Below are 26894 nucleotides of genomic sequence, written 5' to 3'. Positions count from 1 at the left end.
GTTCGTCGAAGGAGACACCGTGATTGATCCAGACGACCGCTCCGTACGCATCAGTGGACACCAGCTGATCTGGACCGGGGCGGGGGAGACCGTCGTGGTAGAACCCTGGGGGCGCAACAGCGTCCGCGTCCGTGCCACTCCGGAGGGCGAGGTCGCTGGCACCGACTGGGCGCTGCTGCCACCGGCACCCGACGCGCACGACCAGGTCGCTCTCGAGGTTCACGACCGCGGCGCCACGCTGCGCAACGGTCGGATCCGGGTGGAGCTGGAGACCTCCTCGTGGTTCCACGAGCCCGTGGGTTACGAGACGTTCCGCTGCGACCTGGCCTTCTACGACGAGACCGGCCGGGTGCTGCTGCGCGAGCTCGGCCGTGGCGGCTCCCTGGATCTGCGCGCCCGCCACTTCCGCGCTCACCCAGGTGGCGACGGGCACAGCCTGACCGCATCCTTCGAGACGGACCCCGACGAGCACCTCGCGGGAATGGGCCAGTACCAGCAGCACGTGCTGGACCTGAAAGGTTCCACGTTCGAGCTGGCACACCGCAACTCCCAGGCGAGTGTGCCGTTCGTGCTCTCAACCGCGGGTTACGGCTTCCTCTGGCACAACCCGGCCCTGGGTCGGGCCACGTTCGCGCGCAACCGCACCGAGTGGCACGCCGAGGCGACCGACCAGCTGGACTACTGGGTCACCGCCGGTTCCACACCGGCACAGATCACGTCCGCCTACGCCGATGCCACTGGGCATGCCCCGATGATGCCGGAGCGCGGCCTCGGTTACTGGCAGTGCAAGCTGCGTTACTGGAACGCCGACCAACTTCTGGAGGTCGCCCGGGAGCACCGACGTCGCGGCCTGCCACTCGATGTGATCGTTGCGGACTTCTTCCACTGGCCACACATGGGTGACTACCGGTTCGAGGAGGAGTTCTGGCCGGACCCGGCAGATATGGTCGCCGAGCTTCGCGAGCTCGGTGTCGAGCTGATGGTCTCCGTCTGGCCACAGGTCGCCCTGGCTTCGGAGAACTTCCGCCATCTCCGAGCGAACAACATGCTCGTACGCGCCGACCGTGGGCTGGATGTGCAGATGGCATTCGAAGGGCCCAGCGCGTTCCTGGACGTGCTGAACCCGGCAGCCCGGCGCTGGTTGGCGGTCACGCTGCAGCGAAATTACGGCCGCTACGGCATCCGCACCTTCTGGCTGGACGAGGCCGAGCCGGAGTTCGGCGTCTACGACTACGACGCGTACCGCACACACCTCGGCCCCTACCTGCGCGTGGGCAACCTGTACCCACAAGCGTTTGCCCGCGCTGTCTTCGAAGGTCAGCAGGGCGCGGGGGAGACCGAGATCGTCAACCTGGTCCGCTGCGTGTGGGCCGGCAGCCAACGGTTCGGCACTCTCGCCTGGTCGGGAGACATCTCCTCCACCTTCGAGGACCTGGCCCGGCAGATCACCGCCGGTATCCACATGGGGGTCGCAGGTATCCCGTGGTTCACCACCGATATCGGCGGCTTCCACGGAGGGGACGTGACCGACCCGGCCTTCCACGAGCTGGTGGTCCGCTGGTTCCAGCTCGGCACGTTCAGCCCGGTGATGCGCATGCACGGTGACCGCCTCCCGTACGAACCGATCACTGCTGCCGACGGCACCCGGCGGCTGCGCTCCGGCGGCCCGAACGAGCTGTGGAGCTTCGGCGAGGAGGTCTACCTCATCCTGGAGCGCTACGTGCACCTGCGGGAGGCCCTGCGCCCCTACCTGCGCGAGGTGATGCGCACCGCACACACCGATGGTCAGCCGGTGATGCGCGGGCTGTTCCACGAGTTCCCCGACGACCCGCAAGTCTGGCAGATCGACGACCAGTACCTGCTCGGCCCAGACATCCTGGTCGCTCCGGTCACAGTGTCCGGCGCCCGCGAACGGGATGTCTACCTGCCGCACGGTGCCCGGTGGACCGACGCTGCCACCGGAGAGATCCACCCGGGCGGCACGACGGTCCAGGTTGCGGCACCGCTGGACGTCGTGCCGGTCTTCTTGCGCGACGGCGCTCAGGGGCATCTCCTCCGACGCGCCATGGACCGCTCTTGACGTTGAACATGAGGCCAGCACCGGACACCTCGGTGCCCGCCGGCCTCGACCCGCGCGCTGATGAGCGCCCGATCGCCTCGTCGGCACGCTGGCGGCGCCCCACCCCTTCGCGCCGCTCGTCCCATGCACAGAATCGAGACAACGGAGTAGCACGATGAGAAGCAGACCCACCATCGCGGCGTCACCCGAGCGGCGTCGCACGAGACCCGCGGCGAGAGCCTCGGCGCTTGTGGCACTGGCGATGACGGCCGCCGCCGTCGTGATCCCGGCGCGCACTGCCGGGGCAGAACCCGGCCCGGAAGATACCCTGCTGGTCTCCGCCGACCAGCCGTTCCGCGAGGTCACCCACCTGGCGAGCGGTTCGCTCTACGGCATTGCTGACGAAGGAGTGCCCTCGGACGACCTGATCGCGCCGATCGATCCGCACACGTTCGTGCAGATGCCACCGCACGGAACGCAGCAGCCAACCGGTGACGTCCTGGACGTCTGGCGCACCGCAGCCCGGCACGACGCCGGGATCGTCGTGCGGATCGTGGACTACTACCCGGGATGGCCGTACCAGTTCTCCTGGGAGAACACCGAGGACCGCAAGGCGTGGGAGGACGTCATCCGGGACGTCGTCGCCGACGTCGAGGCCTCCGGGGCGACAAACATCGTCGCCTGGGCGCCCTGGAACGAGTCCGACAACACCTGGCTCGAGGAGAACGGCACCTTCGAGGAGCTGTGGGAGTTCAGCTACAACCTGCTGCGCGAGCTGCTCGGCCCGGACGCGGTGATCCAAGGCCCCAGCTTCTCGGACAACATCACCGACATGCGCCAGTTCCTGGAGTTCGCCAAGGCCACCGACACCGTGCCGGACGTGCTGGAGTGGCACGAACTGATCCGCGACGACAAGATCTACGGCGACGTGGAGCAGGTGCGTGCGATCCTCGACGATCTCGATCTGGGTGATCTGCCCATCGATATCGCCGAGTATGGCCACCCGCAGGAGGTCGGCATCCCTGGCGCCCTGGTGGGCTACATCGCCAAGTTCGAGCGCTACGGGATCGACCGCGCTGAGCTTGCGTTCTGGAACCAGTCTGGCACGCTCGGTGATCTGCTCGTCGAGCGCGGCGGTGCCCCGAATGGCGCGTACTGGCTCTATTCCTGGTACGCCGACATGACAGGCCAGATGGTGACCACCACCCCGCCGTCGAACGAGAGTCCGCTGGACGGGGCAGCCTCGGTCAACGATGCCAAGGACGAGGTACAGGTCATCACCGGCGGCAACAGCGGCCCGACCACGGTCCGGGTCGAGGGGCTGGAGGCCCTGGATCTCGGTGACGAGGTGCGCGTGGAGGTGCAGGTGACGCCGTCGTACGGGCGCACCACGCCGACGGACGCACCCATCTCCATCTCGACCACCACCTACGACGTGGGCCCGGACGGCACGATCGACGTCCCGATCGTGATGAACCCGGCCTACGGCTACCGCGTGCTGGTCACCGATGGTGACGAGGCGGAGAGCCTGGCGGGTACCTATACGCTCGACAATGTCAACAGCGGACTTGCCCTCGACGTCGCCGACGGCACTGTCGTGCAGTCGGGCACGGCTGCGGACGTCTCGACCTGGGAACTGGTCGACGCAGGTTCCGGGCTGTACCGGATCGTCGAGACCGACAGCGGCCTGTTCCTCGGTGTGGACGGCGCCGCGGGCCAGAACGGTGCGCCGGCTGTTGTCCGGGCTGATGACGGTGCCGAGGACCTGCTCTGGCAACTCGTGCCGGACGGGGCCGGGAGCGTGCGTCTGGCGAACTACGGGACCGGAATGACGCTCGCCGTGGACGAGATGAGCACCGAGAGCGGCGCGGCCATCATCCAGTGGACGGACGGTTCGCCCACGTCCAACTGCACCGCCGATGGGGAGCGACAGCCGGGGAGAATCGGCTCTGCGCTCGACTTCTGCGGCAGCGATTCCTACGTGAGCGTCCCGGACGGCACGCTGAGCGGCCTGGATGGAGATTGGTCGATCTCGACCTGGATCAAGCCGGCGGCGCTGCCTACTTGGTCGCGCGTGTTCGATCTCGGGGCGGACTCAGGGAGCAGCATGTTCCTGACCGTCAATGCTGGCAGCGGCCCTCGCTTCGCGATCACCACGAGCGGGGCCGGAGAAGAACAGCGCCTCTCCTACGACGGGCAGAACCTGCCCCTCGATAGGTGGACGCACGTAGCCATCACGGTCTCCGGTACCACAGGCACCCTCTACATCGACGGCGAGCCGGTGGACACCAACGACCAGATCACGGCTTCGCCGGCGGACCTGGGCGATACGACGGGCCGCAACTACCTGGGCAAGTCCCAGTACGGCGCCGACCCGGCATTCGATGGTGCGTTGGACGATCTCGCGATCTACTCCCGCGCGCTGAGCAGTGCGGAAGTCAGTGCACTTGCCGGTGGCCAGGCCGCGGCCGGCGATGTCCTCAACTACGCGTTCGACGAGGCCGAGGGCACTGCAGTGGTGGACTCCTCGGGCAACGGTCGTGATGGCACGGTCGTCGTGGGCGGCGGCGTCGGCGGCAGCACGACCGCGACCGACGAGGAGACGGCAGACCGGTTCTGGACGCTGCAGCCGGTGGGGCCCGGACCGGAGGCGTGGGCGTCGGACACGGTGTACACCGAGGGTGACCAGGTCAGCTTCGACGGCTCCACATGGGAGGCGACGTGGTGGACTCAGGGTCAGGAACCCGGCGATCCCTACGGCCCCTGGCAGGAGATCGCACAGACCGCCGACGGCGTCGCGATCTGGACCCCGAGCCGGATCTTCACGGCCGGCGACGTGGTTGTCCACGACGGTCAGGAGTACACGGCGAAGTGGTGGACCCGCAATCAGGAGCCGGGCGACCCCTACGGCCCCTGGGACCTGACCGAGTGAGCAGTCCGTGAGGGCGGGCGCGCCGGCACCGTTGCTGTGTCGGCGCGCCCGCGCTCCGTGGCAGTCGGGACCCGACTACTAGGCTCGTCTCGTGCCTGCTGCGACCTCCTTCGACGACTTCACCGACATCGAGGCCTTCCTGCGCATCCCGCGCGTGACCGCTGTGGCCGCCGGCCCCACCGGCCGTGTGGTTGCCCAGGTCGCCGAGTCTGACGAGCACGGCTCGAAGCTGTGCTCCGCGCTCTGGGAGCTCGACCCGACCGGTCAGGAACCCGCCCGCCGGCTCACCTTCTCCGCCAAGGGCGAGTCCAACCCCCTGTTCGCCCCGGACGGCAGCCTGCTGTTCACCTCTGCCCGGCCCGATCCGCAGGGCGAGGACGAGCAGGAGACCAGCGCGATCTGGCGCCTGCCCACCACGGGAGAGGCGAGTGTGGTAGCCACCACTCCTGGCGGGCTGGACCTGCTCGCCGTCGCCGACGACGGCACCATCCTGGCCACCACCACCGTGCTGCCCGGCGCCACCCTGGACACTGACGCCGAAGCGCGCAAGGCGCGCAAGGACGCCAAGCGCACCACTATCTGGCACACCGGGATGCCGGTGCGGTTCTGGGACCACGAGGTCGACGACCTGTGCACCCACCTGGTGCTCATCGCCCCGGACGGCGACCTCCACGACCTGACCCCCGCCGTCGGCACGGTACCCCTGCGCAACGCGAGCGCCGACCTGGCCCCGGACGGCTCCGCCGTCGCCAGCACCTGGACCGAGCGGGTCCGGGGAGGGGAGACCCGCACCTCGATCGCGCTCATCGACGTCGCCACCGGCGAGCGCCGCCTGTTCCTGCCCGCCGACCAGGACACCCAGTACGGCGGCCCGGCCCTCTCCCGCGACGGCCGCTACCTGGCCGTCACCCGGTACACGATCGCCACCCCCACCGACACCACCTACCCGTTCCTGGAGATCCACCCGGTCGCGGGTGGGCCGAAGGTGGCGGTGGACGTCGGCGACCTGACCGTCACCGGCTACACCTGGACCGAGGCCGGCACGCTGCTGGTCACCGGCGACCTGCACTCCTCCGGTGCGGTGCTGGTGGTCGACCCGGACGATGGTCAGGTGGTCACGATCGCCGACGGCGGGGTGTACGCGTCCCTGTCCGCGTGCGGGGACCAGGTGGTCGCCCTGCGCAGCGACGTGGCCACCCCGGCCCGGCCGGTGCTGCTCGCCGGGGGTGAGGGGGCAGCAGCGTCGGGGACTGGTGGCAACCAGGGGCTCGAGCTGCCCGCCCCCGGGTTGGTGTCCGACCTGCCCGGCACCCTGGAGTGGGTCAGCGCCGATGTGGACGGCATCCAGGTGGGCGGCTGGCTGTGCGTGCCTCACGGCGCCAGTGCGGACGAGCCGGCCCCGGTGATGCTCTGGGTGCACGGCGGCCCGCACGGCTCCTACAACGCCTGGAGCTGGCGCTGGTGCCCATGGCTGGCGGTGGCCCGCGGGTATGCGGTGCTGCTGCCCGACCCGGCGATGTCCACCGGGTACGGGCACACCGGCCTGAACCGCGGCTGGCCGCGCCGCCCGGACGTGGTCTACCGCGAGTGCGAGGTTCTCTTCGACCAGGTGCTCACGCGGGCTGAGCTGGACGAACGGCGCACCGCGATGCTCGGCGCCTCCTTCGGCGGCTTCATGGCCAACTGGATCGCCGGCCACACCGACCGGTTCGATGCGATCGTCACCCACGCCGGGCTGTGGGCGCTGGACCAGCAGCACCGCACCACCGACGCTGCTGCCGGAAAGATGCGGGTGCACGGCCACGAGGAGACCAACGCCGACTGGTACCGCGCCTTCTCCCCGCACCACGCCGCCGCGAACATCACCACCCCGGTGCTGATCACCCACGGCAACCGCGACTACCGGGTGCCGATCAGCGAGGCGCTGCGGATGTGGTGGGACCTGGTCTCCGCCTGGGACGGCGAGCCGGAGACGATGCCGCACCGGTTCCTGCAGCTGACAGATGAGAACCACTGGGTGCTCACCCCGGCGAACGCGCTCACCTGGAACACCACCGTGCTCGCGTTCTGCGACCAGCACGTGCGCGGCGGCGAGCCGGTGCCGGAGACGCTGCCCTGGTAGCTGCCGCGCGGGCCCTTGCCCGCCGCGGCGCTCACCGGCGCTGCTCGAACCGGTGGTAGACCCGCACCAGCAGCGCCAGCACCCCGGCCGCGGCCACGCACCACAGCGGCCACTGCAGGAACCAGGCGAGGGTGCCGGCCGCCGGGACCGTCAGGCCCAGGCCGAGCAACCCGACGCCGATCACGGTGAACATCGCGGTCAGGTGCCACAGATAGATCGTCATCGACCGGGTGCTGACCCAGGCCAGTGCGCGCCGCCCCGGGCCGGTGGCGAACCGGGTGAGCGGGGTGCGCAGCGCCAGCAGCACCGAGGTGAGCAGCACGGCATGGACCAGCGCCACCAGGGTGGGCGGGCCCAGGTTAGAGATCGCGGCACCGGGCATGCCGATCATGCTGATCGGGTACGGTCCCGCGCCGATCAGGGCCACCAGGGCCACCAGTGCGACGGCGGAGCTCACCCACCAGGTTCGCGCGCCTGTCCGCGGCTCACCCCGGCGGGCGTAGGCCACCCCGATCGTGAACGGCACCGCCCAGACTGCGAGCAGGTTCAGCCACGCCAGAGCCGGCGCCGCCCCGAAGAACCGGAGCAGGTCCACGACCAGCGGCACCGCGGTGAGCACCGCCGGGGCGCCCCAGCCGAGCGCGCCGACCAGACGGCGCAACAGCGGGGTGAGGACCACCAGCGCCAGGTACACCCCGAGGAACCACAACGGCTGGGGAACGATCCGGGCTGCCTGACCCACCGCCGTCTGCGGTACGCCCAGCAGCGGGAGCAGCAGCGCGGCGGCCAGCCACGTGCCCAGCAGCGCCAGCACCGGTACCACCATCCGAGGCAGCCGGCGGCGCAGCACCTGGGGGACCGGGTGGACCGGTCCCAGGCCGGCCGCCGCGCCGGCGGCGAAGAACAGCAGCGGCAGCACCTGCAGCACCCAGGTGACCAGCCAGCCGACGCCGTGGCTGAGACTGTTCCCGATCGTCAACGCTGACCCGTCCCAGGCCACCTGCGGCATCAGCCAGTGCACAGTGAGCACGCCGAGCGTGCCGCCGGCGCGCACCAGGTCCACGAACGGGTCGCGGGCGCGGCGGCGCGGGGGTGTGGTCGGTGGCGCCGGTGCCGGGTGGTGCTGGGCCGGTGAGGGCGCCGGGAGGTGCTGGGGAGGTGCGAGCGTGCTGGCCACGATGGTCCTTCGCGGGTGGGGATCTGCTGACCTGGCCAGTCTTCGAGCGCGCGGCTCGGCCGACTATGCAGGTACCCGCCGCACCGGTGGGGGCGTTCCCGAGAGCTCAGCGGGGGACAGCCCCACCGCCGGCCCGCCTGCGGCCCGGCCATCGCCCGCCCAGTCGCCACCTGCCCAACCGGCGGCGGCGATACCGCCCGCGTCGGGGCGATACCGGTGAGCACGACCTCATGTGCCAAGGGTCGCCTGAATCGATTCACACAGTGAGGGGGAGGGCTGAGGGTGACGCGGGCGAGGGAGGTGGGTCGAGGTGTGGTGGGGTCAGCGCTGCAGGTAGCGGACCACAGCGAGTACGCGGCGGTGCGCGGCATCGTCAGTGGGCAGGTCGAGCTTGGCGAAGATCGAGGAGATGTTCTTCTCCACCGCCCCGGCAGACAGGTACAGCGCCTTCGCGATCGCGAAGTTCGTGCGGCCCAGCGCCATCAGCTCCAGCACCTCCTGCTCCCGCGAGGTGAGCCGCTCCAGGGCGGCCCGCTCCGGGCTCGAGCGCAGCAGCTGGCTGAGTACCTCCGGGTCGAGCACGGTCTGGCCCGCGGCGATCCGCTCCAGCGCGTCGGTGAAGTCAGCCACGTCGGCGACCCGGTCCTTGAGCAGGTAGCCGATGGCGCGCGCATCGCCGCGGAGCAGCTCGGTCGCAAACCGGGTCTCCACGTACTGGGAGAACAGCAGCACACCGTGCTCCGGGTGCCGGGCGCGCAGCTCCAGCGCCGCACGCAAGCCCTCGTCGGTGAACGTTGGCGGCATCCGCACATCGAGCACCGCCACATCGCACGGCGTACCGGCCGCCACCTGCTCTTCGACTGCTGCGAGCAGCTCGGTGCCGTTGTCGACAGCGACCACCACCTCGTGCCCCCGCCGGTGCAGCAGCGCGGTCAGTCCGTCGCGCAGGATGGCCGAGTCCTCAGCGATCGCGATCCGCATGCCGGTCACAGTACCGTCGCCACGGCGCTGGGCAGTGCCGGTGCACCGGTCACCGGCCGTGCACCTGCAGCGGCAGGGTCACCGTCACGACGGTCGGCCCGCCGGCCGGGCTGTCCACCTGCAACGTGCCGTCCACGGAGTCCACCCGGTCCCGCAGGCCCGCCAGGCCGCTGCCGTGGCCGTCCGGTCCAGGCACGCCGATCGCCGCCCCGCCGATACCGTCGTCCCGCACCCGCAGCCACAGGTCCGCCGCCTGCTGCTCGACCAGCACGTACACCCCGGTGGCGCCGGAGTGCTTCACCGCGTTGGTCACCAGCTCGGCGATGCTGAAGTAGGCGATGGACTCGATCGACGGGTCGGCCCGGAGGTCTCCGGGCAGGTCCACGGTCACTGGCAGGGAGCTGCGTGCTGCGAGGGTCTCCACGGCAACCGGTAGTCCCGCCTCCAGGGCCGGGGGCCTGATGCCGCGAGCCAGCTCGCGCAGCTCGGTGAGCGCCTCCTTGGCGGCCTGGTGCGCACCGTCGACGAGCTCGCGGGCCTCGGCCGGGTCGGTGGCCAGCACCTCCTTGGCCTCCCCGAGCTGCATCGCGAGTGCCACCAGCCGGGCCTGGGTGCCGTCGTGCAGGTCCCGTTCGATCCAGCGCAGCTTCGCATCGGCGTCGGCCACGGTCCGGCCCCGGGAGGTCTGCAGCCGAGCGACCTGCAGGCTCGCCCGGGTGGGGCCGAGCAGCAAGGTGATCAGCGCCGTCCACCCAGCGGCGAAACCACGGGCGAGCTGTGGCCACAGGCACCAGAGCAGCAGACCGAGCACCGCGTATGCGGCGATTGCGCCCGTGGTGTCCATCGGAGTGCCGTCCCAGAGCATGCTGCCCCGGTGCCAGCTGCCGTCAGCGGCTTGCTGCAGCGGCAGGAACCGGTACCAGATGCCGTAGGTCAGGCAGCCCAGCGCGACCACCAGGAACACCAGCACCACCACTGTGCTCAGGATCGACAGCGGCAGCGCGAGGAACAGGAAGAGCACAGCCCGCCACCCGGTGCCGTCACCGATAGTCCGCGCCAGGCCACGCCAGAAGCCCGTGCTGCGCTGCCGGGGTGCCGGTTCGCGCACCTCCACCCCGAGTAGCCGTCCGAAGCCCCGGAACAGCCGGCCCCAGCTACGCGCGCCGACCACCAGCCATCCCGGCAGGTAGAGCCCGACGATCGTCGGGGCCAGAGCGTTGGTGAGCACCAGGCACACCACCGCATAGGCGAACCCGAACGGCGCCGTCAGCAGCATCAGCAGGAACGTGCCGACGTCGCGCCAGGCGCGGGAGCCGAATGCGGCGGTCAAGAACGGCTGCGGTCCGCGGCGGCGCCGGGACCGTGGCGTGGCTGTGATGTCAGTCATAGTAGCGGTCGTGGTCACCAGACCATTGAAGTGCTCACCCGCAGCCGACACCAGGAGGTTGTCCCCCGAACGACGGTAGGGGCGTCCTCCTGCTGGGCGGGCGGGAGGCCATCCACGGGTGCTGATGCTGTTTGCGCCCGTGCACCGAGTGAGACAAACTTGACCCAGGACGGCGTGCGTCGCCTGCCCCCTGCGTGGCGCACGCCGTCCGCTCACCTATCGGGTGGGGACACTTCTCCGGGACCCGGCAGGGCCGCCGGTAGCATCCCCGACAGCATCAGAACACCACGAAACCGGCCCCGTCGGCGGGTCCAGCAGTACGAAGCGGCTGGTACTGGTTAGCGTGGACGCGTGAGGTCATCTGTGCGCAATCCCTTCGCTGGCTCCAGCCGCCAGCGCGATGCGGAGCCGGTCAGTGCCGAACCGGTCGAGCGCAGCACCGCCACCCCGCGCGAGCTGCAGGTCGAGGCCGCGGCCGCTCGGTGGCGCGCGCGGCTCGCGGACCTCGCCGGCAACAGCCCGCTGTGGGACATCTCCACCCTCGGCGACGCGATCGTGGAGCTCACCGCGGCACACCCCTCGGGCATCGCCCAGCTCTACGCCGGCCGCGCGACACCGCTGAGCAACCTGGTGCGGGAGGGCTCGGCGCTGACCCACGCCCGCCGGCGTGCCCGGGTGGTGCTCGCGCGCACCGACGAGCTCGCCCAGCGCTTCGGTGTGGCGCCCACATACGTCGCCATGGGCGTGGCCACCTGGCACAGCGACGGCGCAGCCCAGCCGGGCCAGGACGAGCCGGCTGGCACCGCCGAGCAGGACGAGGAGGTCGGGACCACCCCCGCCCTCGGCGACCCGAACGAACCACCTGTGCCGGCCGCACCGGCGGTGGTGCACGCGCCCGTGCTGCTGCGCCCGGTACGCCTGGGCGTGCACGGACCAGAGGCGGAGATCGACCTGGAGCTGGATCCCGCCGTCGAGGTGAACAGCCTGCTGGTGCGCGAGCTGCGCGCCCGCGGGGTAGCCGTGGACCCCGCCGCGATCGCTCGGTCCACGATGGTCGAGCACGGCTTCACCCCCCGCCCGGCGCTGGAGACGATCGCCGAGCTCGGGGCGGCGCTGCCGGGGTTCAGCCTGGAACCGCGGATCGTGCTGGGAGCATTCGTGCACCCCGGCCAGGCGCTCGCCGAGGACCTGCACGACCACGAACGTGACCTGGCCACCCACGACGTGGTGGCGGCGCTGGCCGGAGTGGATGCCGCCCGCAGCGCCGTGGCCACCAAGCTGCCCGAGCCGGACCCCACCGACCGGGACCCGGACACCGAACGCGGTGTGGGCGACCTGGACCCGGTGCAGCACGACATCCTCGATGCGCTGGCCACCGGTACGCACCTGCTCGTGGACGCCCCGCCGGGTACGGACCCCGCCGGCACGGTCGCCGCAGTCGTCGCCCAGGCCGCCGCCGAGGGCCGCCGCGTGCTGTACGTCCCCGGTACCCGGCGGGCCGGGCAGGCGCTCGTGGACGCACTGCGCCGAGTGGGTCTCGGGGACCTGACGTTGGACCTGAGCAACGACCCGCGCTGGACCACGACGGCCGCCGGGCACCTGGTCGAAGGGTTGAACCCACCAGAGCCCGCTGTGGACCTCGAGGAGCAAGCCGCCACGCGAGAAGCGCTGCGCACCGCGCGTCGCGACCTGGCGGAGCACCTGGAAGCCCTGCACACCCCGCGCACACCGTGGGACGCTTCCGCCTACGACGCACTGCAGGCGCTCGCCGAGCTGACCTCCACCCGGCCCGGACCGCGTACCCAGGTGCGGGTACCGACCGAGGCGGTGCGGTCCATGGACGGTGCAGCACGCCAGCATGCCCGCGAGCAGCTCGCTCGCGCTGCCGCGCTCGGTGCGTTCCGGCTGCGCGCGGCCGACACCCCGTGGTTCGGCGCCCGGCTGACCTCCGCCGAGCACGCTACCGCCACGCTGGAGCGGGTGCGCGAGCTGGATGAGCTCATGCCGGTGCTCACCGAGCAGATCGCCCGCACCGCAGCCCAGACCGGGCTGGACGAGGCACCCACGCTGGCGGCCTGGTCCGAGCAGCTGGTGCTCCTCGATGGCATCCGGTCCTCCCTGGACGTGTTCACCCCGCAGGTGTTCGAACGTTCCCCGGCGGACCTGGTGGCCGCGACCGCGACCCGCGCCTGGCGCGCCCAGCACGACGCGGCCCTGCGGTGGGGCGCCCGCCGCCGGCTGCGCAAGCAGGCCAAGGACCTCGTCCGCCCAGGTGTGGCCGTGGGTGACCTGCACGCCGAGCTGCTGGACGTGCAGTCCCGCCGGAACGTCTGGCGGCGGCACTGCGCCAGCGGCGGCTGGCCGCGGCTGCCGGAGGGGATGAGCGAGATCCTCAGCACGGAGACACGGGTGACCGACCTGGTCACCGAGCTCAACCCGGTGCTCAGCGGCTCGCTCGGTGACCGCACCCTGGAGGAGCTGCCGCTGCCCGAGCTAGCCTCCCGCATCTCCCGCCTGGGCGCCGACGATGCCACGCTGCGCCAGCTGCCCGAACGTGCCGCCGTGCTCGCCCAGCTGACCGACCTCGGGCTGGGCGACCTGCTGGAGGACCTCACCCACCGCCGGGTGGCCACCGAGCTGGTCGGCGCAGAGTTCGACCTGGCCTGGTGGTCCAGCGTGCTGGAGGAGATCCTCGGTGAGGACCCGGTGCTCGCCGGTCTGGACTCCTCCACGCTGACTGCCTCGGCCGAGACGCTGCGGGAGAAGGACCAGGCGCAGGTGGCCAGCCTGACCGCCGGCGTGCTCGCGGCAGCACGAGAGCACGTGCGCGCTGTGATCGCCGAGGACCGTCCCCGGGCGCAGGACTTCTACCGTGCGGTGCGCGCCGGCAGCACCGACCTGAAGGAGCTGCTCACCCGGTTCTCCGCCGTGGTCTGGGCGCCTCGGCCGATCTGGGTGGTGCCGCCGATGGTGGTGCCGCAGGTGCTGCCGGCCACCCGGGACGTGGACCTGCTGGTGCTGGACGCGGTGCAGCACGTACCGGTGGAGCAGACGGTGTCGGCCATCGTGCGCTCCCGGCAGGTCGTGGTGGTCGGCGACACCCGCCGCGGTGGCACGGGAGTCATCGGCTCGCTGGACTTCCTGCCCCGGCTCACCCTGCCGGCCAGCCGGTCCAGCCAGGACGCCCACCTGGCTGCCTTCCTCGCCGCCCACGGGTACGAAGGGGTGGTCCGGCCGCTGCCGGAACCACCCGGCCCTGGGCGGATCGAGCTGGACGTGGTGGACGGCACCGGGATGCCCGCCCCCGGAGTGAACGTGGTGGAGAGCGTGCAGGCCGAGGTGGACCGGGTGGTGGACCTGGTGATCGACCATGCGCTCACCCGCCCGGACGAGACCCTCGCAGTGATCGCGCTGAACACCCGGCACGCCGACCGGGTGCGCGAGGCGGTGCTGTCCGTGGCCGCCGGCAGCGCCAGCGTCGCGTCCTTCTTCGACTCCGACCGGCCGGAGGCGTTCACCGTGGTGGACGTGGAGTCCGCAGCCGGGCTGCGGCGGGATGCGATCATCCTCACGCTCGGCTTCGGCAAGACCCCGCACGGGCGGGTGCTGCACCGGTTCGGGGTGATCTCGGGACCGGACGGGGCCGAGTTCCTGGTGGATGCGCTGGACGCCGTCCGCACCCGCCTGACCGTGGTCAGCTGCCTGCAACCGGACGACCTGGACCCTGCACGGCTGCGCTCGGCCGGGTCGCAGATGCTCGGTGGCGTTCTCCGGCTGGCTGCCGACGGCAAGGCCGAAGAAGAGCCGGAGCCTGCCGCACCTGAGGTGGACCGGTTGCTGGTCGACCTGGCCGAACGGCTCTGGCGCCGCGGCCTGACGGTGGTGCCCCGGTACGGGCACCCGGGCGGGGTACGGATCCCGCTCGCCGTGGGCCACCCGGCCCTGCCCGGAGAGCTGCTGCTCGCCGTGCTCACCGACGACCACGAGTACATGGCCGAACCGAGCCTGCGCCGCCGGGACCGGCACTGGATCGAACGCCTCGCCGCCCGGGGATGGGTGGTACGCACGGTCTACTCCAGCGCCGTGTTCATGGACCCTCAGGGTGAAGCCGAACGGATCGCCACCGTGGTCGAAGACCTCGTGGCAGCTCGCACCGATGGTGGACGGTCCCAGTCGACGGTGGCACTGCCCGACCATGTGGAGGAGGACGGCGACCCCGCAGCCGGTGCTGAGGGAGCGGCAGCCCCCGACGCTGCGGCCCAGCGGCAGAACGACCCCGCCACGACCACCTCGGCTCGCGGGCTGGCGATGGTCGGGGAGCACGACGCGTCGGCGGGTGCCACCGCCGGTCACGAAGCCCGCGGACCACGTCCGGACGTGCGCCCCGGGCAGCCGCTGAGCCGCTACGGCGACGACGACTTCGACGCACTGGTCGCCTGGATCGCTGCCGACGGCACCCCACGCACGGTGACCGAGCTGCGCGAGGCACTGCGCGCCGAGCTCGGGATCGCCCGTCGGGGCACGCACGTGGATGCGGTGCTCGGCGCCGCCGCCCGCCGCTCCGGGCTGGCCGTGGAGCCGACCGACTCAGCAGCGTCGCCAGCAGACCACGACGAAGATGCTGGAGACGGCAGCAGCAGTGCAGGTGGTACGACTGAGGAGGCCGCTGGTCGAAGCGCCGCCGCCAGCCGCACCGCATCGGACGAGGCCACCGAACCGGACAGTACCGCCGCGCCGGACAGCGTCACCGCGAAGGACGAGACCGGCGGCGACGAAACGGGCACCCGCCCATGAGCCGTACCCGATGAGCAGCACCCCGCAGGAGCCACCGGTCGAGCAGTCTGCACCGGCGCAGCCCGAGGAGGGCCCCAGGAGCGAGCACGGTGCCGGCACTGCGAAGCCGCGCGGCAAGCGCCGGCACCGTCGCGCCGTCGACCCAGGCCGCGGCCCGGAACCGGTGTGGCACCGTACCGCCTGGGAGGACGACCCGCGGGCCTGGGGTGACACCGATGAGGGCGAGTCGGACTCCGATCAGCGCATCCTGCGGGAGAAGCCGCCGCACTGGTGACGGCCTGCACGGCGCAGACGCCGCTGCGGCCCACGCGAGGGTGACCTTATGGTCGCAAATACAGGCTTTTACAACCCTAAGGACACCCTCGCGGTGTTGGGCAGGTGGCCGGGGAGCCGGCTACGCCTTTGGCTGGGCGAGCAGGTCGCGGATCTCGGTGAGCAGCACGACGTCCTCGGACTGCTCCTCCGGCTCGGGCTCCTTACCGAGGGCCCGCCGTTCGGCCAGCTTGTTCAGCGGGAGGACCACCAGGAAGTAGATCGCTGCGGCGACCAGGAGGAAGTTGATCAGCGCGGTCAGCACCGCACCGAGCAGGATCTCGGTCGGCTCCGGGCCGCCGTTGAGGGTGATCACCCAGATCCGGTCCAGGTTCGGCTGGCCGAAGATCCCGCCGATCAGCGGGTTGAGGACATGGTCGACGATTGCGGTGATCACTGCGCCGAACGCGGCACCGATGACTACACCGACGGCGAGATCGACTGCGTTCCCGCGAGAGATGAACTCCTTGAACCCCTGCAGCACGGCAATTCCTTTCATTCGGATGATGCCCGATGAGCCGGTACCACGACCGCCCGGAAGCTGGCCAGCCCGTTGGTACCGGTCAGAAGAGTAGCGTCTGCGCTGTCGGCAGCGACCACCACCACGCCGCTGTGCTGGTCTCCGGTGCCGCCGAGCAGCCCCACGGCACCCTCCGGCGAGCCGAGCAGGCTGAGCACCAGGGCACCGGAGGTGACCAGCTGTGCCTCACCCGGACCGCCGGCCGCGGGGACGAGGTACAGGTCCAACCGGTCGCCGACCTGCAGCAGCTGCACCAGCGCTGGGTCGGCGAGCTGGACCGGTGCCACGACAGTGCCCGGCGGTGCTCCCTCGGCTACACCGGCCCCCACCAGGAGACTGGGCACCAGCGGCAGCCCGGCCGGAGCTGCGACAGCCAGGCGCTGCCCGACAAGGTCCCCGCGGCCCAGGGCCGCATCCGGTGCCTCGGGCAGCTCCACCCGCGTCAGGTCCCGGGCCTCGAGCACAGTGCCGGCGGGCAGGTCACGCTCGGCAACCAGCACGCTCTGCCCGGGCGGAGCCGGTTGCAGCGCCGGCACCACCAGCACCACCGTCCAGGCGAGGCACAAGGCAGCCAGCACGAACCGGTAGCGCCACAGCACCGGCCGCAACCGGCGCAGGAGCCGCCGAGCGGACAGGCCACGACCAGCAGGGGAGCGGGGGGACGGATCGGAACCCATGACCGGACGCTACGTGCGCTAGCCCCGGGGAGCTCCGCCGTCGAGGTGGGGTTGTGGACAACTAGGCAGCAGGTCAACCCGCCAGCTTGTCCACCCGGTCGGCGACCTGCTGACCACCGGTCCGGTCAGCTGGAGGCGGCAGCCTTCGCTGGCGCCGAGGAGGACGCAGGCTTCTCGGACTTGGTCGCCGACTTGGCCTCGGACTTGGCCTCGGACTTGCTCTCGCCAGAGCTGGACTCCGACTTCGCCGCCGGGCTGCTGGAGGTCTCCGTGGACCGGGAGTCGGTACGGTAGAAGCCCGACCCCTTGAACACGACTCCCACGGGGGAGAACACCTTGCGCAGGGACTGCTGCCCGCACTCGGGGCAGGTGGTCAGGGCATCTTCCGTGAACGACTGATAGATGTCGAACCGGTGAGAGCACTGCGTACATGCATACGCGTAGGTGGGCACCGAATCCTCCGTTCGGATCAACCGGACACGCGCCAAGCCGCGGTCCGCCGACCATCCTAACGCCGACCGCCGCCCGGATGTTCCTGTCCGGCAGGTGACCTGCTTCCCGCGGCAGTGTCCCTCCCACTGCTTCCCAGCGAGGATGGCTAGGCTCAGCACGTGCCCGGAAAGTCGATCGCCCGCCGTGTCCTGCTGGCTGTGGCCGCCCTGCTCGTGGTGGTGCTGGTGGTGGGTGTGGTGACCACGTTCACCTTCGTCCGTCGACCGCTGCCGGACACGTCCGGGGAGCTCGTCGTCCCGGGCCTGTCTGCACAGGTGGAGGTGGTCCGGGACGAGCGAGGCGTCCCGCACATCTACGCCGACGACCCGGTGGACCTGTTCATGGCCCAGGGCTACGTGAGTGCCCAGGACCGGTTCTTCGAGATGGACTACCGCCGGCACCTGACCGCGGGCCGGCTGGCCGAGCTGGTGGGCAACGTGCCGGCCGCGATCGAGGCCGACCGGGCGATCCGCACGATGGGTTGGCGGCACGTGGCCGAGCAGGAGTGGGACCTGCTGGATGCGGACACCCGCAGCTATCTGACCGCCTATGCCGACGGGGTGAACGCCTACCTCGCCGACCGCAGCCCGAGCGAGACCGCCCTGGAGTACACGGTCCTGGGGCTGGACGTCGAGGTGGCGGACATCGAACCGTGGGAGCCAGTGGATTCCCTCGCCTGGCTGAAGGCGATGGCCTGGGACCTGATCGGCAACTTCAGTGACGAGCTGACCCGAGCCGCGGTGTACGGGCGCACCGGCGACCTCTCCATGGTGCAGGCGATCTACCCGGACTACCCGATCGGGGAGAACCTGCCGATCCTGCCCACCCCCACCGAGATCACCCACCAGCAGGAGAACGCGGCCGAGCAGGCTGGTGGCACGGTCGGCGGTGCCGATGACGGCGCAGCCTCCCCGGGTGCTGCGCTCGCCTCGGGTGCGGGGTCGGCTCCCGGCCAGCTGGACGGCGCCACCACCTCGGGTGCTGCGCTCGCCTCGATCGAGGCGGCATTGAGCGCGCTGCGCGCGATCCCCGAGCCGATGGGTGGCGGCGAGGGTATCGGCTCCAACTCTTGGGTGGTCTCCGGGGAGCACACCGCCACCGGGATGCCGCTGCTGGCCAACGACCCGCACCTGGCGCCCTCGGTGCCTGGTATCTGGTACCAGCAGGGGCTGCACTGCCGGACCGTGGACGCCGACTGCCCGTTCGACGTGGCCGGGTTCGGCTTCGCCGGCATGCCCGGCATCGTGATCGGGCACAACGCGAACCTGGCCTGGGGTCTGACCAACCTGGCCTCAGATGCCTCGGACTTCTTCCTGGAACGGGTCTACAACGACGGCACCTACCTCTACGGCGGGGAGCGGCTGCCGCTGACCGCGCGCACAGAGGTGATCGAGGTCAACGGTGCCGACCCGATCGAGCTCACCGTGCGGTCCACCGAGCACGGGCCGCTGATCTCCGATGCGATCTCTTCTACCCGGGCGGCAGCAGACGGTCCGCTGCCCGAGGACGCACCAGCGCCGGGCCCGGACGGGTACGCGGTGGCGTTGTCCTGGACCGCGCTGCAGCCTGGCCGCACCATGGACGCAGTCTTCGCCTTCGCCACTGCGGCCGGTCCGGAGGACATCGCCTCGGCGGCTGAGGTGTTCGAGGTGCCCACGCAGAACATCGTGTACGCCACCACCGACGGCGACATCGGCTACCAGGCGCCGGGCACCATCCCGGTACGGGCGGAGGTGCGCGGTGGGCCGGTGCCCGCTGACGGCACCTGGCCCCGGCCCGGCTGGGACCCCGCCTACGACTGGCAGGGCTTCATCCCGTTCGAGGACCTGCCCGCTGAGGTGAACCCGCCCGAGGGCATCATCGTGGCCGCCAACCAGCCGGTGCAGAACCTGGACCGGCACCCGGAGCTGGGCGTGGACTTCGACTACGGCTACCGGGCGCAGGAGATCCGGGACCGCCTGGAGGCGCTGATCGAGGCCGGGCACCCGATCACCGCCGAGGACATGTCGACCATCCAGATGGTGGAGACCAATCCGGCCGCGGAGATGCTGGTGCCCACGCTGCAGGAGGTGCAGCTCTCGGCGGAGGTGCGTGACTTCGTGCAGTCGGCAGTGGACCTGTTCGAGGACTGGGACTACGTCAACAGCGAAGACTCGGCTGCGGCGGCCTACTTCTCGGCCGTCTGGGCGAACGTGCTCCGGCTGACGTTCTGGGACCAGGTGCCGCAGGGGCAGCGGCCCAGCGGGAACAGCCGCTCGATCGCGGTAGTTGCCGAGCTGCTCGAGGACGAGGACTCCCCGTGGTGGGACGACCGGGCCACGCTGAACGTGGTGGAGCAGCGTGACGAGATCCTGGAGCAGGCGCTGGAGGAGGCCCGCGCGCAGCTGTCCGTTACCCTCGGCAAGGAGCCCACCGACTGGCGTTGGGGTCGGCTGCACCAGCTCACCCCCAGCCATGCTGTGCTCGGCGGGGACGGTATCCCAGCGCTGGTGCGGGACTACGTGAACCTGCCCAGCAGGGAGCTCGGTGGTGGCGCGTCGATCGTGAACGCCACCGGGTGGGACGCCTCGGACTTCGACGACGAGGGCTTCCCGAACTTCGCGGTGAACTGGGTGCCCTCGATGCGGATGGTGGTGGACCTGGCCGACCTGGACGCCTCCACCTGGGTGAACCTCACCGGCAACTCCGGGCACCCGGCCTCCAGCCACTACGACGACCAGTACCAGTCCTGGGTGGACGGTGAGACCTACCCGTGGCCGTTCACCCGCGCCGCAGTGGACGAGGCCGCCGAGGACACCCTCACCCTGAGCCCCTGAGCCCGCTCCGCAGCACTCACCCACCCGCCCCAAACCCACCGCCCCACCGCTGAAACGATTCATGCGATACTTCCTGCACCCGGTAGTGCTCGCGGGTATCACCGGGGCGGAGCAGGTGTCGACGGGCCGGCCGGTGTGGGGGCTGCAGCGCCCGCAGGCCGACGTCAGCCGGAGATGAGCTCCCACCCGGATGGGGTGAGCACACCGTCGACGGGCCGGTCGTGCGCAGCCGAGGGCAGCGGCTCGGTGCACCGTTCGTCGTCGTAGATCACCGCAAACACCGGCGTCTCCGGGCGGGCGAAGCGCAGCGCCCGGTCGTACCAGCCGCCGCCCTGACCGAGCCGCACCCCGCGCGGGTCGACGCTCAGCGCGGGTGCGAACACCACATCGGCACCGGCGATCGCGTCCTCACCCAGACCGGGGCCCTCCGGGTCCGGTGGGCGGCCTGGTGCGCGGACCTCCAACGAGTCGCCTGGTCGGTAGCGGGCCCAGTCCCGGCTCAACCCGGGACCGAGCATCGGCAGCAGGATCTCCACCCCGGCCTCGTCCAGCATCCGCAGCAGCGCAGCAGTGTTCGGCTCGGTCGGGCGCGAGGCGTAGGCAGCAGCGCAGCGCACCCCGTCCAACAACTCGCGGGCGTGCTCGGCGATCTTCTCGCCAGCGGCCCTCTGCTCCTTCTCCGAGCGGTTCTTGCGGTGCTCGCGCACGGAGGCGCGCAGCAGCTGCTTGGCGTCCTCAAGCTCCAGACCGTCTTGGTGCGTGATGGAGCTTGCCAGTGACCACATACCTCAACAATGTCAGGCTCTGTGGCTGCGCGCTAGCGATCCGCTGTCCGCGAAACTGGCCCGCCAGCGCCGCCTCGCGGGCTGGATCCATCGACTCGGCGCGACTCCCGCACGGGCGTGCGTTGCGGTCACCACTGCGTGGGCCCGGTGTCGAACCCGGGACCGAGCCGGTCGTCGACGCGACGGCACTGTCCGGCAGCGTCTAGCCTTCGACCATGAGCACTGTGACCAAGACCGTGATCCCGGTGGCTGGCCTGTCCACCCGGTTCCAGCCCGCCACCAAGGCGATCCCCAAGGCGATGCTGCCGGTGGTGGACGCTCCCTCGATCGAGTACGTGGTGTCCGAGGCCGCAGCAGCCGGCATCAGCGACGCGCTGCTGATCACCGGCCGCGGCCAGGAGGCGATCGCCGACCACTTCGATGCCGCCCCCGAGCTGGAACGGGCCTTGGAGGCCAAGGGCGACCAGGCGCGACTGGCCAAGGTTCAGGCCACCAACGACCTCGCCCGGGTGCACGTGGTACGCCAGGGCGAGGCGCTCGGCCTCGGCCACGCCGTGCTCACCGCCGCCGACCACGTGGGTGAGGTGCCCTTCGCCGTCCAGCTGGGTGATGACCTGATCGACCCGCGCGACGAGATCCTCCCGGCGATGATCGCCGCACAGGCCGAGCTCGGCGGCTCGGTGATCGCACTGATGGAAGTGCCCACAGAACAGATCAGCAGCTACGGGTGCGCCGCCGTCGAACCAGCACAGGCGGACGCGCTCGGCGCGGACGTGGTGCGGGTGACGCACATGGTGGAGAAGCCCGCCCCCCAGGACGCGCCGAGCAACCTGGCGATGATCGGCCGCTACGTGCTCGGCCCCGGCATCTTCGACGTGCTGCGCAGCACCCCACCGGGCCGCGGCAACGAGATCCAGCTCACCGACGCACTGCAGACACTCGCCCAAGGTGGGCAGCACCCGGTGCACGGCGTGGTGTTCCGCGGCCGGCGCTACGACACCGGCAACCCGCTGGACTACCTGAAGACCGTCGTCTCCCTCGGCGCCGACCACCCCGACCTGGGGGAGGACTTCATGACCTGGCTGCGCTCGTTCCTCGCCGGTCGGTGACCCGGTGGCCAAGAGCGTCTCCGCGCACCTGAGCGCCGTTCTGGAGCTCCTCGGTCCGCTGCCGCCGCTGGACGTCGCGCTCACCGACGCCTCCGGCTGCATCCTCGCCGAGGACGTGGTCGCCGCCGGCGACCTGCCCCCGGCGGACCTGGCCGCCTACGACGGGTACGCCGTCCGTGCCCGGGACGTCAACGGTGCCAGCGAGAGCAGCCCGGTGACCCTGCGTGTGCTGGGCGACCTGCCCGCCGGTGCCACGAACACCGAACGGCTCGTCGCGCACAGCGGAGTGCGGGTCGCCTCCGGAGCGCACCTGCCCGCCGAGGCCGACGCCGTCGTCCCGGTCACCGGCACCGACGAGGGCGCCGCCTCGGTCACAGTGCACACCGACGCGCCCGCAGGTGCTGGCGTGCGCACCGCTGGGGAGGACCTGCGCCGCGGCGAGCTGGCCCTGGCCGCCGGCCGCCGGGTGGGCGACCGGCAGATCGCGCTGCTCGGGGCGCTGGGCCGGGCTCGGGTGAGCGTGCACCCGCGGCCCCGCGTAGTGGTGGTCCCGGTCGGTGACGAGCTGCGCTCCCCGGGGCTGCCCGCTGGCGATGCCGGCGTCTATGACGCCAACGGGCACGCCCTGGCTACCGGTGTGCAGGACGTCGGCGGCCGCCCGTTCCGCGCCGCCCCGGTCGCCGACGACCACGCCACCCTCCGGGAGACCCTGGAGGACCAGCTAGTGCGCGCCGACCTGCTCCTGACCACCGGCGGCCTCAGCGATGGTGCCCACGACACGGTCAAGGAGGTGCTCAGCCTCCTGGGTGAAGTGCGGTTCGACAACGTCGCCATCCATCCCGGCCGTCAATTCGGTGTCGGCACCGTCGGGGACAGCACCCCGATCGTATGCCTGCCTGGAGATCCGGCGACGGCGCAGATCGCCTTCGAGGTGTTCGTCCGGCCCGCGCTGCTCGCCATGGCCGGGCACGGCGAGCTGTACCGGCCGACGGTGACTGCAGCGATGGCCCGGGGCTGGGCATCGCCGGACGGGCGCCGGCAGTTCGTGCCGGTCACGCTCACCGGCAGCCCGGGTGCCGGCTACCAGGCCACTCCGCTCGGACCACCGGAACGGCCGTCGCTGAACGCCATGTCCCGCGCGAACGCCCTCGCAGTGATCCCGGAGCGCACGGCTGCGGTGGCGGCAGGAGACTCCTTCGCGTGCCTGGTCCTCGAGAGCTGATGGAGCTGCGCAGCGGCGCGGTCCGGCTGCGTCCGCTGCGCCGCCGCGACCAGGACGCCTGGCAGAGGCTGCGCCGCCGCAACGCGCGCTGGCTGCTGCGCTGGGAGGCGACCTCCCCGGACGGCACCGTGCCGCGGGCGACGTTCACCGGGTACGTGCGTCAGCTGAACCGCGCCGCCCGGGAAGACACCGGCTACGCGTTCGTGGTGGAGTACCGCGGCGAGCTGGTCGGGCAGGTCAGCGTGGCCGGGGTGAACCGCGGTTCGCTGCAGTCCGCCTCGATCGGGTACTGGATCTCCGAGCACGTAGCCGGCAGGGGCATCATCCCCACAGCGGTGGCGATGGTCGTCGACTACTGCTTCACCGACCTGGGCCTGCACCGGGTGGAGATCAACATCCGCCCGGAGAACGCCGCCAGCCTGCGGGTGGTGGAGAAGCTCGGCTTCCGGGACGAGGGCCTGCGCCGGGCCTACCTGCACATCCAGGGGCAGTGGGCCGACCACCGCAGCTTCGCGCTGACCGTGGAGGAGGCGGCCCCGAGCCTGCTGGAGCGCTGGCTGGCCTCCCGCGGCTCCGCGCCCCTCACCTGACCGCCACCACGCCTCCCACCCACACCCCGCGCCACCCACACCCCGCGCCTCCCACACCCCGCGTGAATCCATTCATTCGGCAGTTGCGCCGCCGGGTAGTGCTCGCGGGTATCGCGTCCGCGAGCCAGCTGCCGATCCGGTTAGGTCCCTGTGAGCGCGACACGCCGGGTTCGATCAACGATTCCGCACCGGATCGGCTCTAGCGTCAGGACTGTGGAGTTCGCCGGATGGGTCGTGCTGGCGATCGTGGTGCTGATCCTCGGTTACCTGCTACCGACCGCGATCCGGTCGCGTCAGGTGGTCGTCGATTCTCGGGTGGCTGACAGGTTCTCCGAGGACCTACGAGTCCTGGCGACGGCCGGGACGAACCCCACGCCACAACCCGAGACTGCTCGCGGATATCTGCACCGGCCGCGGACCGAGACCACGGAGGACATCATGCACTCGCCCGCCCCCCAGCGGCTCGCAGCCGCCGATGCGCGCCGTGCTGCTGCGGCGCGCGCCACCCGGGCAGCGGCGGCCAGCCGGCGAGCGGCAGCGGCAACCCGACGGCTCGTGCTCACTCTGGCGCTGCTCACCGCGACCACCGCCGGATGGGTGCTGGTCGCCATCGCCTCAGCGCCGATCGCTCTGGCCATCGTGCCCAGCGTGCTGTTCCTGACCGTGCTGGTGCTCGGCCGCCGTGCTGCTGCCCAGGCGAAGATCGCCGACGCTCGGCTCGCCGAGGAGATCGAACGGGCCCGCCGCGCCGACCAGGCCCGCGCCGCACGGGTCGCGGCAACCAAGGCGGCCCGCGAGCCGGAGGTGCCGAAGTCGACCTCCAGCCTGCGGATCGACGTGGACCCGACGAAGCTGCTGGAGGCCGACGCGGAGGAGACCAGCGTCCTGCGCCCCGAGCTGCCGGAGGGGGAGGGCTGGACGCCTGTGCCGGTCCCTGCCCCGGTGTACACGATGAAGGCCCCCGCACCGCGCCGAGAGGTCGAGCCGCTGCCCGAGCAGGCGGAGCCCGCTGCTGAGCACGACGGCGGAGCTCCGGTGGCGAGCCCCGCCTCACCGGCCGAGCCGGTCGAGGTGGTGCAGAGCGCTTCCGCAGAAGCGCCAGCTGCCCCGCCGGCACCGTCGGTGAACCTCCAGGAAGTGCTCGAGCGCCGTCGCGCAGTGGGGCAGTAGAGCACTCGATCACCGCGCAGATCTGGCCAGCTCCGGTGACCGGAGCCACCCTCCTGCTGGTGCAGGATACCGACCTCGAGGTGCTATCCTGATGCACGGTTCTGGGGCTATGGCGCAGTTGGTAGCGCGTCTCGTTCGCAACGAGAAGGTCGCGGGTTCGAATCCCGCTAGCTCCACGTAAAGTTGAACGTTCGAACCTTGCCCCGCATCATCGCGGGGCAAGGTTCCTTCGTTGTGTGACCTGGGGCTGGTGGCCAGGATGGTCTGGATCGCTTCGGTCGGTTGGAGGGTGGCGCCGTCCTCGTCATCGATGGTGATGCGGTCGAACAGCGCCCGGTTGAGCATCCGCCGCTCGGACGGTTCGGCCTTGGCGTAGACGTCGCCGATGTCGGTGAGGAGCCCGAGGATCGCGTCGAGTCCAACCTTGGCCTTGTCGTAGGTCGTCTCCAACGTGTCGAGCCGACCGGTGATCGCTTGAAGGCTGGCGCGGATGCGGTCTTGCTCTGTCTTGAGCAGGTCGATGGGGATCGCATCGGCGTAGTGGGCTTGGAGGAGCTTGACCTGTTCGGCTTCGAGCTTGGTCTTCTGCCCGGCCAGCAGCTTCTGCTCGTCGCTGGTGGACTCGGCGAGGGTGTCGAACACCTGCTCGAGCACGTCCTGGATCTGCGCGGCCTCGTCGGTACTGACCGACAGGGACCGGTAGCCGTCCTCGATGGTCTGCTCGACGCGGTGCGCGAGCATAGCGGTGCGCTGACAGTCGTTGCGCTTGAACCGTCGGCCGGTGCAGGTGAAGTAGTCGTAGGCGACGCCCTGGTGGTTGCGGGGCCGTTCGAACATGAGCCGCTTCCCGCAACCGCAGTAGATCGATCCTTTGAGGTAGTGGTCGTACTTCTGTGGCTTGTCGCCGACGACGTGGTTCTGCCGCAGGATCGTCTGCACCTGCTCGAACGTCTCCGGGCTCACGAGCGGTTCATGGGTGCCGGGGTAGGTGACCTCGCGGAAGGTGACGATGCCCTGGTAGTAGGGGTTGGTGAGGATCTTGTGCAGGCCGGTCGTGGTGACTGGTTTCGCGGGGAACGTTGGCGTCGGCCTCGTGGTCAGACCCCGTGTTTCCAACTCGCGGGCGAGCTTCGAGAGTGACCAGTCGCCGGTGGCGTAGGCGGTGAACGCGAACCGCACGAGCTCGGCCCGGTCGGGGTCGAGCTGCACGTCGCGGACCTCGTGCCCGTTCGCGTCGGTGCTGCGGACGTTGAGGTAGCCGATGGGCGCCTTGTGCGGGGTGCCGCCGATGGACGCTTTCTGCACGAGGCCCTTGGTGACCTCCTGTGCGAGGTTCAGGCTGTAGAACTCGGCGATGGAGGCCATGATGCCGTGCATCAGCATCCCCGAGGGCGTCTCGTCGATGTTCTCCATGACCGAGACGAGCGTGACGCCGGCTTGGCGGAGGGTGGCGTGGATGATCGCATCATCCAGCCGGTTACGGGCGATGCGATCGACCTTATTGATGATGCAGTACCGGACGGGATGCTCGGCGAGGTAGTCCAGCATCTCCTGGAGCGCTTTGCGGCGGGCCGTCTTGCCGGACTCGCCGGGCTCGATGAACTCCGCGACGATGACCGCATTCAGCTGCGCGGCCTTGCGGTCGGCGGCCTCTCGCTGCGCGGGGATGGACAGGCCCTCTTCGAGGCCGTTGCGGGTGGCCTGGTCCTTGGTGGAGACCCGCAGATACGAGATCGCGGGCACCTTCCC

General features: G+C 70.9%; 17 protein-coding genes, 1 tRNA gene and 1 pseudogene. 11 read left to right on the top strand and 8 right to left on the bottom strand.

Annotated features, from left to right (window positions below):
- Positions 1-19: 19 nt before the first annotated feature.
- The 3 genes from K338_RS0117670 to K338_RS0117660 all read left to right on the top strand — a co-directional run bounded on the left by K338_RS0117670 (position 20) and on the right by K338_RS0117660 (position 7113).
- Complete coding sequence (locus tag K338_RS0117670) at positions 20-2080, top strand: glycoside hydrolase family 31 protein (RefSeq protein WP_022919490.1); 2061 nt, start codon at positions 20-22, stop codon at positions 2078-2080.
- A 241-nt stretch (positions 2081-2321) separates the two neighbouring features.
- Positions 2322-4991, top strand: a complete 2670-nt coding sequence (locus K338_RS24785; RefSeq protein ID WP_211218258.1) for a LamG-like jellyroll fold domain-containing protein — start codon at positions 2322-2324, stop codon at positions 4989-4991.
- A gap of 91 nt (positions 4992-5082) precedes the next feature.
- On the top strand, positions 5083-7113 hold the full coding sequence (locus K338_RS0117660; RefSeq protein ID WP_022919488.1) for a S9 family peptidase: 2031 nt from the start codon (positions 5083-5085) through the stop codon (positions 7111-7113).
- A gap of 31 nt (positions 7114-7144) precedes the next feature.
- Here the strand turns inward: K338_RS0117660 and K338_RS23720 are convergent, their stop codons facing one another.
- The 3 genes from K338_RS23720 to K338_RS23715 all read right to left on the bottom strand — a co-directional run bounded on the left by K338_RS23720 (position 7145) and on the right by K338_RS23715 (position 10658).
- A complete protein-coding gene (locus K338_RS23720; protein WP_169579584.1) occupies positions 7145-8290 on the bottom strand; it encodes an acyltransferase family protein in 1146 nt (381 codons plus the stop codon).
- A gap of 321 nt (positions 8291-8611) precedes the next feature.
- On the bottom strand, positions 8612-9271 hold the full coding sequence (locus K338_RS0117650) for a response regulator transcription factor (RefSeq protein WP_022919487.1): 660 nt from the start codon (positions 9269-9271) through the stop codon (positions 8612-8614).
- A gap of 49 nt (positions 9272-9320) precedes the next feature.
- Positions 9321-10658 (bottom strand): sensor histidine kinase, encoded by a 1338-nt coding sequence (locus K338_RS23715; protein WP_051154976.1) that lies wholly within the window; start codon positions 10656-10658, stop codon positions 9321-9323.
- A 351-nt stretch (positions 10659-11009) separates the two neighbouring features.
- Between K338_RS23715 and K338_RS23710 the strand changes: the two genes are divergently transcribed.
- Complete coding sequence (locus K338_RS23710; RefSeq protein WP_157612605.1) at positions 11010-15452, top strand: hypothetical protein; 4443 nt, start codon at positions 11010-11012, stop codon at positions 15450-15452.
- A 10-nt stretch (positions 15453-15462) separates the two neighbouring features.
- Complete coding sequence (locus K338_RS23705) at positions 15463-15726, top strand: hypothetical protein (RefSeq protein WP_022919484.1); 264 nt, start codon at positions 15463-15465, stop codon at positions 15724-15726.
- Positions 15727-15846: 120 nt separating this feature from the next.
- On the opposite strand, the gene mscL is transcribed toward K338_RS23705, so the two are convergent.
- The 3 genes from mscL to K338_RS0117620 form a co-directional block, all read right to left on the bottom strand.
- On the bottom strand, positions 15847-16263 hold the full coding sequence (gene mscL / locus K338_RS0117630) for a large conductance mechanosensitive channel protein MscL (protein WP_169579583.1): 417 nt from the start codon (positions 16261-16263) through the stop codon (positions 15847-15849).
- Positions 16260-16961 (bottom strand): SAF domain-containing protein, encoded by a 702-nt coding sequence (locus K338_RS23700; RefSeq protein ID WP_022919482.1) that lies wholly within the window; start codon positions 16959-16961, stop codon positions 16260-16262. The genes mscL and K338_RS23700 overlap by 4 nt, the downstream gene beginning before the upstream one ends.
- 125 nt (positions 16962-17086) lie before the next feature.
- Positions 17087-17413 (bottom strand): FmdB family zinc ribbon protein, encoded by a 327-nt coding sequence (locus K338_RS0117620; protein WP_022919481.1) that lies wholly within the window; start codon positions 17411-17413, stop codon positions 17087-17089.
- Between the two features lie 159 nt (positions 17414-17572).
- On the opposite strand from K338_RS0117620, the gene K338_RS0117615 reads away from it, so the two are divergent.
- Positions 17573-20269 (top strand): penicillin acylase family protein, encoded by a 2697-nt coding sequence (locus K338_RS0117615; RefSeq protein ID WP_022919480.1) that lies wholly within the window; start codon positions 17573-17575, stop codon positions 20267-20269.
- A 164-nt stretch (positions 20270-20433) separates the two neighbouring features.
- On the opposite strand, the gene K338_RS0117605 is transcribed toward K338_RS0117615, so the two are convergent.
- Entirely contained in the window at positions 20434-21054 is a 621-nt protein-coding gene (locus K338_RS0117605; protein ID WP_022919478.1) for a 5-formyltetrahydrofolate cyclo-ligase, read from the bottom strand.
- Between the two features lie 215 nt (positions 21055-21269).
- Between K338_RS0117605 and K338_RS0117600 the strand changes: the two genes are divergently transcribed.
- The 5 genes from K338_RS0117600 (at position 21270) to K338_RS0117580 (ending at position 25321) form a co-directional block, all read left to right on the top strand.
- Positions 21270-22163, top strand: coding sequence for a UTP--glucose-1-phosphate uridylyltransferase (locus K338_RS0117600; protein ID WP_022919477.1), 894 nt, complete (start codon positions 21270-21272; stop codon positions 22161-22163).
- Positions 22164-22167: 4 nt separating this feature from the next.
- A complete protein-coding gene (locus K338_RS0117595; RefSeq protein ID WP_022919476.1) occupies positions 22168-23385 on the top strand; it encodes a molybdopterin molybdotransferase MoeA in 1218 nt (405 codons plus the stop codon).
- Positions 23385-23975, top strand: coding sequence for a GNAT family N-acetyltransferase (locus tag K338_RS0117590; RefSeq protein ID WP_022919475.1), 591 nt, complete (start codon positions 23385-23387; stop codon positions 23973-23975). The genes K338_RS0117595 and K338_RS0117590 overlap by 1 nt, the downstream gene beginning before the upstream one ends.
- Positions 23976-24188: 213 nt before the next feature.
- On the top strand, positions 24189-25145 hold the full coding sequence (locus tag K338_RS0117585; RefSeq protein ID WP_022919474.1) for a hypothetical protein: 957 nt from the start codon (positions 24189-24191) through the stop codon (positions 25143-25145).
- A 103-nt stretch (positions 25146-25248) separates the two neighbouring features.
- Positions 25249-25321: transfer RNA gene (locus K338_RS0117580), tRNA-Ala, on the top strand.
- Positions 25322-26072: 751 nt separating this feature from the next.
- On the opposite strand, the pseudogene K338_RS26660 reads toward K338_RS0117580, so the two are convergent.
- A pseudogene (locus K338_RS26660) lies at positions 26073-26888 on the bottom strand (recombinase family protein); the annotation flags it as partial.
- Positions 26889-26894: the final 6 nt, after the last annotated feature.

This window comes from Ruania albidiflava DSM 18029, assembly GCF_000421225.1.
Taxonomy (GTDB): Bacteria; Actinomycetota; Actinomycetes; order Actinomycetales; family Beutenbergiaceae; genus Ruania; species Ruania albidiflava.
The sequence above is the reverse complement of the archived record's forward strand: the minus strand, read 5'-3'. Positions and strand labels throughout refer to the sequence as shown.

Excerpts from the sequence above, each read along its gene's own strand:
- K338_RS0117600 (WP_022919477.1), top strand. The coding sequence starts at position 21,270 with ATGAGCACTGTGACCAAGACCGTGATCCCGGTGGCTGGCCTGTCCACC.
- mscL (WP_169579583.1), bottom strand. The coding sequence starts at position 16,263 with ATGAAAGGAATTGCCGTGCTGCAGGGGTTCAAGGAGTTCATCTCTCGC.
- K338_RS24785 (WP_211218258.1), top strand. The coding sequence starts at position 2,322 with ATGACGGCCGCCGCCGTCGTGATCCCGGCGCGCACTGCCGGGGCAGAA.
- K338_RS23700 (WP_022919482.1), bottom strand. The coding sequence starts at position 16,961 with ATGGGTTCCGATCCGTCCCCCCGCTCCCCTGCTGGTCGTGGCCTGTCC.
- K338_RS0117590 (WP_022919475.1), top strand. The coding sequence starts at position 23,385 with ATGGAGCTGCGCAGCGGCGCGGTCCGGCTGCGTCCGCTGCGCCGCCGC.
- K338_RS0117605 (WP_022919478.1), bottom strand. The coding sequence starts at position 21,054 with ATGTGGTCACTGGCAAGCTCCATCACGCACCAAGACGGTCTGGAGCTT.
- K338_RS23715 (WP_051154976.1), bottom strand. The coding sequence starts at position 10,658 with ATGACTGACATCACAGCCACGCCACGGTCCCGGCGCCGCCGCGGACCG.
- K338_RS23705 (WP_022919484.1), top strand. The coding sequence starts at position 15,463 with ATGAGCAGCACCCCGCAGGAGCCACCGGTCGAGCAGTCTGCACCGGCG.
- K338_RS0117650 (WP_022919487.1), bottom strand. The coding sequence starts at position 9,271 with ATGCGGATCGCGATCGCTGAGGACTCGGCCATCCTGCGCGACGGACTG.